At 67.8% G+C, this 12,425-nt stretch carries 11 protein-coding genes and 1 other RNA gene; 7 read left to right on the plus strand and 5 right to left on the minus strand.

Annotation, left to right across the window (positions count from 1 at the left end; all coding sequences use genetic code 11):
• The first annotated feature begins 69 nt into the window (after positions 1-69).
• A complete protein-coding gene (locus ACOGXE_RS03670) occupies positions 70-513 on the plus strand; it encodes a PGPGW domain-containing protein (protein ID WP_419932595.1) in 444 nt (147 codons plus the stop codon).
• Here the strand turns inward: ACOGXE_RS03670 and ACOGXE_RS03675 are convergent, their stop codons facing one another.
• Positions 514-2,163 carry a fumarate hydratase gene (locus ACOGXE_RS03675; protein ID WP_419932596.1) on the minus strand — a complete coding sequence of 550 codons (1,650 nt, stop codon included), beginning with the start codon at positions 2,161-2,163 and terminating at the stop codon, positions 514-516.
• Between the two features lie 60 nt (positions 2,164-2,223).
• Here ACOGXE_RS03675 and ACOGXE_RS03680 point away from each other — a divergent pair, with 60 nt between their 5' ends.
• From ACOGXE_RS03680 to ACOGXE_RS03690, 3 genes are read left to right on the plus strand one after another with little or no spacing between them, the layout of a single operon-like run.
• Entirely contained in the window at positions 2,224-2,613 is a 390-nt protein-coding gene (locus ACOGXE_RS03680; protein WP_419932597.1) for a VOC family protein, read from the plus strand.
• Between the two features lie 34 nt (positions 2,614-2,647).
• Positions 2,648-4,024: a replication-associated recombination protein A gene (locus ACOGXE_RS03685; protein WP_419932598.1), complete on the plus strand. Its 1,377-nt coding sequence runs from the start codon at positions 2,648-2,650 to the stop codon at positions 4,022-4,024.
• Positions 4,025-4,040: 16 nt separating this feature from the next.
• The gene (locus tag ACOGXE_RS03690) at positions 4,041-5,219 is read left to right on the plus strand and encodes a phytanoyl-CoA dioxygenase family protein (RefSeq protein WP_419932599.1); all 1,179 of its coding nucleotides are present in this window, start codon (positions 4,041-4,043) and stop codon (positions 5,217-5,219) included.
• Here the strand turns inward: ACOGXE_RS03690 and ACOGXE_RS03695 are convergent.
• A complete protein-coding gene (locus tag ACOGXE_RS03695) occupies positions 5,216-6,262 on the minus strand; it encodes an ABC transporter ATP-binding protein (RefSeq protein WP_419932600.1) in 1,047 nt (348 codons plus the stop codon). The two genes, ACOGXE_RS03690 and ACOGXE_RS03695, sit on opposite strands and share 4 nt — an antisense overlap.
• Positions 6,263-6,347: 85 nt before the next feature.
• Here ACOGXE_RS03695 and ACOGXE_RS03700 point away from each other — a divergent pair, with 85 nt between their 5' ends.
• Entirely contained in the window at positions 6,348-7,112 is a 765-nt protein-coding gene (locus ACOGXE_RS03700; protein ID WP_419932601.1) for an SDR family NAD(P)-dependent oxidoreductase, read from the plus strand.
• 20 nt (positions 7,113-7,132) lie between these two features.
• On the opposite strand, the gene ACOGXE_RS03705 is transcribed toward ACOGXE_RS03700, so the two are convergent.
• Positions 7,133-8,110 carry a 50S ribosomal protein L11 methyltransferase gene (locus tag ACOGXE_RS03705; RefSeq protein WP_419932602.1) on the minus strand — a complete coding sequence of 326 codons (978 nt, stop codon included), beginning with the start codon at positions 8,108-8,110 and terminating at the stop codon, positions 7,133-7,135.
• A 36-nt stretch (positions 8,111-8,146) separates the two neighbouring features.
• Between ACOGXE_RS03705 and ACOGXE_RS03710 the strand changes: the two genes are divergently transcribed.
• Positions 8,147-9,127 (plus strand): hypothetical protein, encoded by a 981-nt coding sequence (locus ACOGXE_RS03710; protein ID WP_419932603.1) that lies wholly within the window; start codon positions 8,147-8,149, stop codon positions 9,125-9,127.
• Between the two features lie 72 nt (positions 9,128-9,199).
• Positions 9,200-9,572: a transfer-messenger RNA gene (ssrA, locus tag ACOGXE_RS03715) on the plus strand.
• On the opposite strand, the gene ACOGXE_RS03720 is transcribed toward ssrA, so the two are convergent.
• Both ACOGXE_RS03720 and ACOGXE_RS03725 read right to left on the minus strand, forming a co-directional pair.
• Positions 9,571-10,965, minus strand: coding sequence for a DUF4041 domain-containing protein (locus tag ACOGXE_RS03720; protein ID WP_419932604.1), 1,395 nt, complete (start codon positions 10,963-10,965; stop codon positions 9,571-9,573). The genes ssrA and ACOGXE_RS03720 overlap by 2 nt on opposite strands.
• Before the next feature lie 7 nt (positions 10,966-10,972).
• Positions 10,973-12,226, minus strand: a complete 1,254-nt coding sequence (locus ACOGXE_RS03725) for a hypothetical protein (protein ID WP_419932605.1) — start codon at positions 12,224-12,226, stop codon at positions 10,973-10,975.
• Positions 12,227-12,425 lie beyond the last annotated feature (199 nt).

Genomic DNA, 12,425 nt, shown 5'->3' on the forward strand with positions numbered 1-12,425 from the left:
GGTGATGTTGCGCAGCGCCTGCGACGCGCCACACTATTGCCGCCTTGCAGACCCCTGCCGTGCCGAACCATGAACGAACCTGCTGACAACTCGCCTGATCCGAGCGATCCGACCCGCGGCGAGCGCTTCCGCGAAGCCGCCATCGCGGCCGAGCTGGAAACCGGTGAACGCGAGCCGACCCGTCAGAAGGCGTGGCGCAGTTCGATGCTCCGGCTGGTCCGGATGGGGTTCGGGTTCAGCGTGGTGGTGCTCGGCATCATCATGATGCCGCTGCCCGGCCCGGGGATGCTGGTAGTCGCCGTGGGCCTGGCGATCCTGGCCCGTGACGCAGCATGGGCCGACCGGTTGCTTGGCAAGGTGCGAGAACGCCTGCCGTCCGACGCCGACGGCAAGCTGCCCCGCTCGACCATCGCAACGATGGTTCTGCTCGCCGCGGCGGGCATCGCCGCCTCCATCTGGTTCACGGTGGGCGACATCAACCCGTTCGACGTGATCCTGTTCTGGCGCGACTGATCAGTTGATCTTTACGGGGGTGGAGACTTCGCTGTAGAAATCGTTGCCCTTGTCGTCGACGACGATGAACGCGGGGAAGTCCTCCACCTCGATCTGCCAGACGGCCTCCATGCCCAACTCGGGGTACTCGAGCACTTCGACCTTGCGGATCGAGTCCTTGGCCAGCCGGGCGGCGGGGCCTCCGATGGAACCCAAGTAGAAGCCGCCGTAGCGGGCGCACGCCTCGATGACTTGGCGTGACCGGTTGCCCTTGGCGAGCATCACGAGGCTGCCGCCGGCGGCCTGGAACTGCTCGACGTAGGAGTCCATGCGTCCGGCGGTGGTAGGCCCGAAGGAGCCTGAGGCGTAGCCCTCGGGTGTCTTGGCGGGCCCTGCGTAGTACACGGGCCGCTCACGCAGGTAGTCGGGCAGCCCGTCGCCTGCGTCGAGGCGCTCCTTCAGCTTGGCGTGCGCGATGTCGCGGGCGACCACCAGCGTGCCGGTCAGCGACAGCCTGGTCTTGACGGGGTGCTGGGTGAGCTGGTTGCGGATGGCATCCATCGGCTGGTTCAGATCGATGGGCACCACGCCGGTCGACAACTCTCGCTCCTCGGTTTCGGGCAGGAACCGCGCCGGGTCGGTCTCGAGCTGTTCGAGGAATACACCGTCGGCGGTGATGCGGCCGAGCGCCTGGCGGTCGGCCGAGCACGACACAGCGACAGCCACGGGGCAGCTGGCGCCGTGGCGGGGCAGCCGCACCACCCGCACGTCGTGGCAGAAGTATTTGCCGCCGAACTGTGCCCCGATGCCGAACTGGCGGGTGAGCTCGAGGATGCGCTGCTCCCATTCGAGGTCACGGAAGCCGTGTCCGGCCTCGCCGCCCGCTGTCGGGAGCGTGTCGAGGTACTTGGCAGACGCGTACTTGGCGACCTTCACGGCGAACTCCGCCGAGGTGCCGCCGATCACCACCGCCAGGTGGTACGGCGGGCAGGCGGAGGTGCCCAGCGTGCGCAGCTTCTCGTCGAGGAAGCGCGTGAGGCTGTCGGGGGTGAGCAGGGCCTTGGTCTCCTGGAACAGGAAGCTCTTGTTGGCCGAACCGCCGCCCTTGGTCATGAAGACCAGCTCGTACTCGTCGCCCGGTGAGGCGTAGATCTCGATCTGCGCGGGCAGGTTGTTGCCGGTGTTGCGCTCGGTGAACATGTCGAGCGGGGCCATCTGCGAGTACCGCAGGTTCGAGGTGAGAAACGTGTCGGCGACGCCTTGAGAGATTGCCTCGGCATCGTCGAAGTCGGGATCGTCCGCGGTGCCGGTGAGCACCCGTTCGCCCTTGTGCCCCCAGACGATTGCGGTGCCGGTGTCCTGGCAGCTCGGCAGCACTCCCCCGGCGGCGATGTTGGCGTTCTTGAGCAGCTCGAGTGCGACGAACCGGTCGTTGGGAGACGCCTCGGGGTCGTCGAGGATCGCAGCGAGCGCCGCCAGGTGATCGGTGCGGAACAGGTGGGAGATGTCGCGCATCGCCTCTGCGGTGAGCAGCCGCAGCGCCTCGGGCTCGACCTGCAGGAAACGCCGGCCCGCGACGTCGATCGTCGAGACGCCCTCGGACGTGAGGTGCCGGTACGTCACGTCTGCGGGACCCGTGGGCAACAGCTCCACATGGGCGTACTTGCTCATTGCTTCATGCTAAGAGGCGAAGCCGTGGCCCGAGCGGCCCCGGCAGGCGAGAATGGCGGCGTGGCTGGTGTCGAGTCGATCAATGCGATCACGTTGCGGACCGCCGACATGGCGGCGTCGGTGCGGTTCTACGAGGCTTTTGGGTTCCGGCTCAGCTATGGCGGCGACGACGCACCGTTCAGCACCCTGCGCAGCGGTGGGTGTTTCGTCAATCTGATCGCGGTCGACAGCCCGGCCGAGGCTGAGACCGGCTGGGGCCGCGTGATCTTCCACGTGGACGACGTGGACGCCCTGTATCAGCAGGCGCTCGATGCGGGCCTGGAGCCGCAGGCCGAGCCGCGGGATGCGCCCTGGGGCGAGCGCATGTTCCCCATCTTCGATCCCGCCGGCCACGACCTCAGTTTCGCCAAGCGCATCCGCGCCTACGAGGTGGACCACCCCGAGCTGTGAGCCCCCGCACCCGGCAAGCGCGTACCGTCGGGGCGTGAGCGAGGGGCTGTTCGAGGCTGCGGGCGCTGAGCGCCTGGCGCGCCAAGCGCCGCTGGCGGCCCGGCTTCGCCCTCGCACGCTCGACGAGATCGTCGGCCAGGATCATCTGCTCGCCCCGGGCCAACCGCTGCGTGAGCTGATCGAGGCCGATCGCCTGGCGTCGGTGATCCTGTGGGGACCACCGGGCACCGGCAAGACGACGCTGGCTCGGGTGGTGGCGGTGTCGACCGCGAAGGAGTTCTGCGAGCTGTCGGCGGTGAGCGCCACCGTCAAGGACGTACGTGAGGTCATCGCCGACGCCCGGCTGCGGCTCGGCGAGCACGGCCGGGGCACCATCCTGTTTCTCGACGAGGTGCATCGCTTCAACAAGGCACAGCAGGATGCGCTGCTGCCGGCAGTCGAGGACGGCTTGATCGTGCTGATCGGTGCCACCACCGAGAACCCGCACTTCGAGGTGAACCCGCCGCTGCTGTCTCGCTCGACGCTGTTCCGCCTGATGCCGCTCGACGACGCTGCACTGCGAACGCTCATCGACCGGGCGCTCGCCGCCGAGAACGCATCCGCCGACGGCGATGCCGTCGACCACATCGCGGCCCGCAGCGGGGGCGACGGCCGGCACGCGCTCACCAGCACTGAGGTGGCCGTGGCGCTCGCCGCACGCCGCCAAGAGGCTGAGGCGCTCGAAGCCATCGAGATCAGCGGCGCGGCCCATGCAGCGCCCGACACGGCTGCGGCGGCCACGCACGTCACGCTGGTCGACGCCGAGCATGCGGTGGACGCCAAGGCGGTGCGCTACGGCGCCGACGGCCACTACGACACGATCAGCGCGTTCATCAAGTCGCTGCGGGGCTCGGATCCTGACGCCGGGCTGTACTGGTTGGCCCGCATGCTCGACGCCGGCGAGGACCCTCGCTTCATCGCCCGCCGCATGGTGATCCTGGCCTCGGAGGACATCGGCATGGCCGACAGCTCGGCGCTGCTGGTGGCCGAGGCTGCGGCACGGGCCGTCGAGTATGTGGGCCTGCCCGAAGCCGGGCTCAACCTGGCGCATGCCGTGGTACGGCTGGCCACCGCTCCCAAGTCCAACCGGGTGACCGTCGCACTCAGCCGGGCCAACGCCGATGCCCGCGCCGCCGGCGCAGGCGAGGTGCCGATCCACCTGCGAGACGCCCACTACCAGGGTGCTGCGTCGCTGGGCCACGGGAAGGGCTACCTGTACCCCCACGACGACCCGAGCGGCTGGGTTCCCCAGCAGTACCGGCCCGACGAGGTGGCCGAGAACATCTACTGGGAGCCCTCCGAGCACGGCCGCGAGCGAGACCTGCACCCGGCAGCGAACCCCGACCAGCCCAGCGAACCGGCCGCCGACTGACCACAATGGGAGCACTATGAGCGCGAACGCAGCAACCCTGGGGCTCACCGAGGTGCCCATCGTCGAATACGGCGATGTCGAGGACGAGATGGTCGCCTACAGGGCTGCGGGCACCGAGCGTGCGATGCAACTCGGCAATCGTGGCCCGATCCGCTTCACCGGCAGCGGCGAGCTGCATCCCGAGATTGTCGAGGCGTACTCTCGCTGCGGCTTCTACGTGTTCACCGGCGTGCTCAGCGCTGACGAACTGGCCGACATCGAGGCCGACGTCATCGACCTGCTCGACAGTTGCCCTACCGGCCCGGATTCCGACGTCGACCGGCACGGCCGACCGGCGCTCGACGCCGGCCGTGCGGGCAAGGCCATCTCCTTCGTCCGCCCGCTGTCGGATCCCTACGGCGGCACCGACGTGGCCCACGGGCGCCATCCGTTCAAGATGTTCGAGCCCGTAGCCCCCGACGAGGCGCCCGACTGGGTGGTGCAGGTCATCAGCGGCTCGCTGCAGTACTCCGAGGCCTGCCTGCGCGTGTACGCGCACCCGGGCCTGCTGGGCGTCGCCCAAGCGCTGAACGGCCCCGATTTCACGCCGTTCAACGAGGTGGTGTGGATCAAGCATCCAGGCCTCGGCGGCTCGGTGGCATGGCACCAGGACGGCTGGACGCACTGGGACCATCCCGAGCTCGACGAGGGCACCCACGGCTTCAATTTCATGGCTCAGCTCTACGGCTGCGATGCCGCCAACGGCCTGTGGGTGGTGCCCGGCTCGCATCGCAGGGGCAAGCTGGACATCAAGGCGATGTGCCAGGCGGCCGGCTCGGATCGGCTCCCCGATGCCGTACCGCTCGTCTGCGATCCCGGCGATGTGGCGATCACCAGCCGCCAGGCCATTCACGGCTCGTTCGCGAACACGTCCGAGCGCCCGCGGGTCACCGTCAATTTCGGCTTCCACCGGCGTCGCTCGGTGCTGGGCGTGCGCAGCGGCGGCGTCCACAATCCGATCTCGCTGTACGACGCGGCCTACATCGCCGAGCGCTCTCGGGTGATCGGCTGGGCGATCGACGCCCGCAGCAAGCGTTTCGGTGACGAGACGCCGTTCGCGTACCAGCCGAACGCAGGGCGGGAGCACGAGTTCGTCTGGGACGACTCGGCCCGTGAGGCCATCAAGGATTACAACCTCAAGGACCTCGGCATCTAGGACTCGAGCGCGAGCACGGCGCTTGGGCCGATGTGCAGCCTCACGTTGTCGCCGACTGCGGGGCCATGGGGGGTGACGGCGTCCAGCGTCGTGGCGACGCCGCCGATGTCTGCAGTCAACCGCAGCTCGTAGCGATCGCCGCGGAAGCGGCGCCGGACGACCGTGGCCGGAAGCTGCACCGCCCGGTTGTCGTCCGTCGGGTCTGTGCTGTGCGCAGCATCCACCACCTCGATGCGGTCCGCGCGCAGAACAAAGCTGCTGCGGTGCTCGGCGGCCCGGGCCAGGGCCGGCGGTACCTCAGAGTCGAACACGTTGGTGTGACCCAGGAACCGGGCCACCTGGGCGGTTCGAGGATCGGTCCAGACGTCTTCGGGCGTGCCGATCCGCAGCAGGCGGCCCGAGGCCATCACCGCAATGCGGTCCGCCAGGGCAAACGCCTCGTGGTGGTCGTGGGTGACATGCACGGCGGTGACGCCGACCTGGTCCAGCACCGGCCGCAGCTCGTCGATGAGCCGTTCCCGCAGCAGCCGGTCCAGCGAGCCGAACGGCTCGTCGAGCAGCAGCACTCTCGGTTCAGGGGCGAGCGCCCGAGCCAGCGAGACCCGCTGCGCTTCGCCGCCCGACAGCGTGGCCACATCGCGCTCCTCGAAGCCGGCCAAGCCGACCAGTTCGAGCACTTCGGCCACTCGCCGGCGCCGCTCGGCGAAGGGCACTCTGGCCATGCGCAGCCCGAACGCCACGTTGCCCTCCACGTCGAAGTGCGGGAACAGCACCTCGTCCTGGAACATCAGGCCGATGCCGCGCTGGTCGGGGCGCTGGCCGGTCAGGTCCTTGCCGTCAAGCTCGATGCTGCCCGAATCCAGCGGCTGCAGGCCCGAGGCTGCGCGCAGCAGCGTGGTCTTGCCGCAGCCCGAGGGCCCGAGCAGCACCACCATCTCGCCGTCGCCGACGGCGAGGTCCACCCCGTCCAGCGCTCTGAATCCGTCGAAGTCAACGCGAGCACCCGTGATCCGCAGCGTCCCGCCGCCTCGCCCGTCTGCCATGCGCATGACGCTACGCATTCGGTGACGCCAGCCTGAACAGGTTTCTTGACGCAAACTGAGGCCTCGCGGCGGGAAGGGCTGGGGAATGACGGAACGGCTGAGCGGACGGACGGCGTTGGTGACGGGGGCGAGCCGTGGCATCGGCGAGCACTGCGCCCGCGCGTTGGCCCGGGACGGTGCACGGGTGGCGCTGGCGGCGCGCACGACCGATGATCTGGACCGGATCGCGGCCGAGCTACCGCACGACCCGGTGGTGCTCCAGAGTGACCTGAGCGCGGAGGGCGCCGGGGCCGAACTGGCCACCGCTGCGGTTGAGGCGCTCGGCGGGGTCGACATCCTGGTGAACAATGCAGGCCGGGGTGAGCTGCGCGAACCGGGCGGCGATCAGGCAGTGCTGCAGTTGAACTACCTGGCCCCGCTGGAAACCACCCGGGCGCTGGCGCGCCAGATGGGCGAGCGCGGGCACGGCTCGGTGATCCACATGTCCTCGATCGCCGGTGCGGTCGGCGTGAGCGAGCTGCCCACCTATGGAGCGACGAAGGCCGCTCTGGATTCGCTGACCCGCTCGCAGGCGGCCACCTACGGCCGCTTCGGCATCCGGGTGAACGCCGTGGCACCGGGGCTGATCATCACCGAGATGTGGGCCGCGGGCCGCGAAATTCCGGGTCTCGCCGACGGACTCGAACGGCACATCGCTCTCGGCCGCTGGGGCGTGCCCGAAGAGATCGCCGACGTGGTGGCGTTCCTCGCCAGCGATGAAGCCCGTTACGTCACCGGTCAGACCATCACGGTGGACGGCGGCTACCAAGGCGTCACGGCCTGGGCCAACTACCCCGCCCCCGGCTCCTAGAAGCCTCGGACGTCTCCGCGTCAGGCCTTCCGGCCAGCGAGCGAGACCCAGTCGTCAAGTCGGGCGGGGTCGGCCAGCTCGATGCCGTGGCGGCGGTAGGCGGCGGCGACTGCCGAGGTCTGTCCGGCCGAGATGCCGCTGACCGCGAGCCGGCCGCCGGGTGCGACCCGAGCCGAGACGTCGCCGGCCAGCGCAATCAGCACATCGGCAGTGATGTTGGCGGCCACCACGTCGAAGGTGCCGAGCTCCGCGGCATCGACTGGAGCCGTGCTGAAGCGGGCCACGTTGTCGAGGCCGTTGCGCCGAGCGTTGGCCTCGGCCGCTGACACGGCAGCCGGCTCGATGTCGATGCCCACCGCCTTGGTCGCACCTAGCCGGGCCGCCACAAGTGCCAGCACCCCGCTGCCGCACCCCACGTCGAGCACTCGCTCGCCGCCAGCCATTTCCCCCGCGAACCATTCGGCCAGCAGCCGGGTGGATGGGTGGGTTCCTGCGCCGAACGCCCCGCCCGGATCGATTTCGACGGTCACCGGAGCTTCGACGTGCACCCAGGGGAAGCAGACTGCCAGCCGGTCCCCGACGAGCACCGCACGGTTGCGGTTCAGCCAGCCAAGCGCATGCGCTTCATCCGGCGGCCCCAGCACTGCGGCGTAGCCCTCGGCACGCAGCCGTGCCACTGCTTCGCGGGCGGTGCGATCGTCGGCCACGCGAACGCGACTCACCCAGCGCCCCCGACTCAGCAACTCCTGCGTCGCCGCGAGCGCCATCACGGCCAGCCACGCCGGCAGCGACGGACCGCCGACGCGGCTGCTTGGTGCCTCGCCGCCACCGGTCTCGCCCAGCGGGGCATCGTCGGCAACAACGACGCAGGCGCCGCCGAACTGCTGATCTCCCCACGGATTCGCCCACGAGCGCTGCTCGCTCACTCCGGCAGTCTCGCCGCCGGGGATCCATGCCTCACGCAACAGCCGGCCGCTCGGCTTGGCGGCCAGTGCCACCAATGTGACGCTGAACTGCGATACACGTGAGTAACCATGACGAACAGATTCGTGGCGGCCATGGCGTTCGCTGCACTGGTGATCTCGGTGCTGTCGCTGTTCGTTGCCCTGAGCGCCACCACCGACGAACTGACGCCGCCGACCGGCGATCCGTCGCCTCCGACCACGACCCCGCCCAGCGACGAGACTGCAGCCGCCGCTGCCGCCGCAACCACCACCACCACGACGAGCTCGCCGCCGGTTGTGGCGCAGCCCACGATTCTGACCACAGCGACGACCGCTCCCCCTCCCACCATCTCGGTGCCGCCCACCTCGGCGCCGCTGCCGGGCACGCCTGCCGAGTTCGGGCCGGCTGCCGGAGCCCCGCTCGGCGTGATCGGCGTCAGCCACGACGACTTCCTCAATGTCCGTGACGTGCCCAACGGCAGCGTCGTGGCCACGCTCTCGCTGCGCATCGCGCACGGCGACCCCGCCAACAGCAAGCTGCAGGTGGGCGATGCCGCTGCCGAGGCCACCGTCGCGACGCTGAGCCTCGACGGCATCACGGCCACCGGTCGCACCCGAGATCTGGCCACCAGCACGTGGCACGAGATCCAAGCCGGTCCGGTGATCGGCTGGGCCAGCAGCAACTACCTCGCACCGTTGTCGCCCAACGTGCGGCTCGACGTGACCGACCAGATCCTGAGTGCCGTGGGCAGCGCCCCGACGGCGGCCACGCTGACCGAGCTCGCCAACGTGGTCACTGCCGAGTTCGCATCCGACGAACCTGCCTCGCGCATCCGGGTGACGGCCCCGCCGAGAGCGATCGACGGCTTGGCCGAGATCACCGTCGACGTGATCGGGCTTCCCAATGACTCCGTGCGCGGCTACCGCCTGCTGATCTCCGCCGACCCGGCGGGCGACTGGAGGGCCGAAAACCTCGACACTGCCGGGGGCCCGTTCACCTTGCGCAACGTGATGGCGACACCGCTGTGCTACAGCCACCGAGGCACCGGCGACGGCGGTCTCTGCAACTGACCCGTCACAACCCATCGCTAGGGTGGTACGCCGCCGAAGGAGCCTGCACAGCGTGGGGTCCGCAACCACCTTGGGGGTGATCGGTTTCGACTTTGACGGTTGACGTGAGAGAAGCGAGCCGTGGTCTCCGGATCCACGAAAAAGAGCCGGAAACAAACACAAACGCCAACGTCGAACACGCTCAGCGTGGCGATCTGGTGCTCGCAGCCTGATCTCAGGTTGTGAGTTCGGCCCGATAGCCCCGGTCCTGCGGGCGTCGGTGCCATCATCTGCAGGACTCGCCCGCCGCCCGTGCCGACGGGGCAGCGGGGACGCTCACAGACGGCTAAGGCAACTGGAAGGGTGTCGCTGCCCGCCATCGCCCGACAATCCCCCAGCGACTGCGCTCGGAGAAGACTCACCGAAACGTTGAAGGACGCGGGTTCGATTCCCGCCACCTCCACTCAGCGAACGGAACCTGCGGCGTGTTCCTCCGCTGGCCAGTACTTGCGACTCTGGAGATACTGCGTCGCCTCCGGCTGTTCGGTGAATTCAAGGAGGGCGCCGAGTTTCTGCGCGAGCACCTCTCGAACTTCGGTGGGCGTGGCGAAGAAGAACTCGCGACGCGTGTTGACGCGGTTCACGCGCGTCTCTGCGAATGCTTCGTGCAGCTCCTGTTCCACAGCGACGGCGTCGTCCGCGAAGAACAGTGCGTGCACGTCGAATGGGAAGGGCACTGACGCGTCACCGAGTTCTCGCACTCGGTCCATGGGTTCGAGTCGGCGAGTCATGCCGATCTTCACCATTCGCTTGCCGAACGATCCGGGGTTGCTGATCACGTAGACGTAGCCCGCACGGATGTTCGCGACGCGGTAGTCGTTCTGCGCTATTGCGGTGTCAACGTCTTGGATTCGGCGCTCCATCTCGGCGATGGCGTCCGTGTCGGCATTGAGACGCAGCGTCTCCAGCGCCGACAGGTAGTGGGAGCGCTCCTTGTCGAGTCGTTCTCGCTCAGCGGCGAGTTCCTGCTCTGCTTGCCGCTCTTCTCGAAGCCGAGCTCGTTCTTCTCGCGCTGCCTCCTTCTCCTCCTGTTTCTTCATGAGGTAGTCCGAGGTCAGCTCCAACTCCTCGAATCGAAGTTCGTGATAGCGGGGATTCACGCGCATCTCCATCATCGCCCCGAGCTTGGCGATGGCTTCCACAGCCCTGTCGAGGCGCTTCTTGGCCGTGACGACATTGCCGGCCCGCAGCGCACGAATGCAATTGTCGGCTTCCGCGTTGTAGGCGCGCAGCATGAGCTTCGAGAGATCGGCGGTCATCTTGCGACCCTTGGCCAAAGAGTTGTTGTAGGTGAACATGTCAGAGGCGAGGATCGCCTCACCGGCCTTCACCGCGTCCTTGATGCTCTGATTGATGGCCGCAAGCCGAGATCGGTACTGTGCCGCGTCCTCCAGGGGGTGGTGGTAGTTGTAGATGCCAACTTCTTGGAGCACGCGTTCGTCGTCTAGATCGACGAGGCCGTCGTCACCTTGGGACGCACGATCTCGGAGCAGCTCCACCTCAGCTCGCAGCAGGCGTACTTCCTCGGTGAGCGCATCGGCATCCGGTCGAGCACCGTCCGAATGCGGTGCGCCTGGGGCCTCCGGCAGCACGTCCGGAGACGCAGGGGAAGGCGGCGAACCGAGGGTGTCGGGCGGTTCTGCGGACTCGGCAGGGGCGTCGGAGTCAGATGCGATCCAGAGTTCCCAGCCGTCTGGCGGTGGAGGCCACGACGGATCAGGCTTCCAACCGCTTGGAGGGCTCCAACCGTCTGGCGGCTTCGGCCAGTTCGGGGGAGGATTGAAGACCGGGCCGCTCATGTCCGGATCAGCCCCGCACACCCTTGGACAGATCGATCGCAACCAAACCGAACGGATTCTTCGACACGGCGGCATTGAGGTGCGCAAGAGTGGCGGAGGGCACGACATTTGAGAGATCGATGGCCTCGAATGTCGCACGATCCGACGCGACCGCAACGAAGGGAATGTCGGTCATTTGCCCAGTCCCGGGATCGATCGTCTCGGTTCCGAGGGTGAGTGAGATCGTCTGAATGCGGCCCGCCCGGTCAGCCTCGAATATCTCGTGCAGCGTCCTTACGGCGACCTGGGCCACCGCATTGGCGTAGCGATCCTTCTGCTCCTTCTGTGATTGAGCGGTCTCGGTGATCTCGTCACGGGCCTTGATGTACTTGTATTGGCGGATGCCCGGCAGCGAGGACGGAGCGGGCACATCGACCTCGAGCGTCAACTCGCCCTGCGTCGCGTCGAAGGAAAACTCGTGCAACACAGGGAACGACTCGGGATACACGGAATTCCCCAAGACGATCGCCACATACTCCTGCACCGCGTCTTCGACGCCATACCCAAGATTCGCGATGAGTTCATCAAGAGCACGATTCGACTCAGCGACCTCGGCCTCGCGCTCGCTGCATTCCTCGTCGTACGCCGCCCTCGCCGCATCAAGCTTCTGCATGCGGAGGCTCTCTTCGGCCTCATACGCGCGGTCCTGCTCTTCTTGCCGAGAAGGGATGCCCGCTACCTCTGCCTCCCACGCACGGCTCGCTTCGGCGTGGTCAGCCTGGGCCTGAGCCAACAGCGCTGCATACCGCTTCTTGGCACCGGGCGTCAGAGAGAACCTCTTCGGCTCGCCGGGCGGTGCGACGAACTCCGGGCGAAGCGGCGCCTCTATGGGATCAGGACGCGGAATGGCAATAGCTAGCTGCCCCGCCTCGAACGGTGGATGCTCGGCGACTCGCCGCAACGTCTCAAGATCGACGTAGTCGTCGACTTCCAGAGTGTCAGCAAGGATGCTGTCGATCTCGCCGTAGGTGGCCACAAGAGCCGCGTTCCGCGCGGATACCTCAGCCTCCATCGCCTCAACATGGAGGCGTTTGGCCTCCTGTTCAGCTCTCTTTTGATCGGCAGCGCGAGCCCGCTCCGCCTGGACCCTCGCCCGCTCCGCTTGGCGCGCCGCTTGCTCAGCCGCTCGCTGCGCAGCAGCCTGCTCACGCGCCGCCTGACGCTGAGCCTGCTCCCTGCGCCTCGCGTCCTGTTGTATCTGGCGATTGATCTCAGCCAGCAATCCCCCACGTCGAGCCACGACGATGCCCCTTTCCAGAAGAGTCAGCGCCCTCGCGCCGTTGAGCAACGGGCACATTAGCGAGGTCAAGTTTGTGGAGCTCAGTCTTCCGGCCAGATTCGTCGGGTCTGACCTGCGGGAACTATCTGGCCGAGATCCCACCAGAAGTGACTCGCCTCATTCAATCTCAGTCACTTATAGA

It is taken from the genome of Candidatus Poriferisodalis sp. (assembly GCF_965208555.1).
GTDB lineage: Bacteria > Actinomycetota > Acidimicrobiia > Acidimicrobiales > Poriferisodalaceae > Poriferisodalis.

Excerpts from the sequence above, each read along its gene's own strand:
- ACOGXE_RS03670 (WP_419932595.1), top strand. The coding sequence starts at position 70 with ATGAACGAACCTGCTGACAACTCGCCTGATCCGAGCGATCCGACCCGC.
- ACOGXE_RS03675 (WP_419932596.1), bottom strand. The coding sequence starts at position 2,163 with ATGAGCAAGTACGCCCATGTGGAGCTGTTGCCCACGGGTCCCGCAGAC.
- ACOGXE_RS03690 (WP_419932599.1), top strand. The coding sequence starts at position 4,041 with ATGAGCGCGAACGCAGCAACCCTGGGGCTCACCGAGGTGCCCATCGTC.
- ACOGXE_RS03695 (WP_419932600.1), bottom strand. The coding sequence starts at position 6,262 with ATGGCAGACGGGCGAGGCGGCGGGACGCTGCGGATCACGGGTGCTCGC.
- ACOGXE_RS03700 (WP_419932601.1), top strand. The coding sequence starts at position 6,348 with ATGACGGAACGGCTGAGCGGACGGACGGCGTTGGTGACGGGGGCGAGC.
- ACOGXE_RS03710 (WP_419932603.1), top strand. The coding sequence starts at position 8,147 with ATGACGAACAGATTCGTGGCGGCCATGGCGTTCGCTGCACTGGTGATC.
- ACOGXE_RS03720 (WP_419932604.1), bottom strand. The coding sequence starts at position 10,965 with ATGAGCGGCCCGGTCTTCAATCCTCCCCCGAACTGGCCGAAGCCGCCA.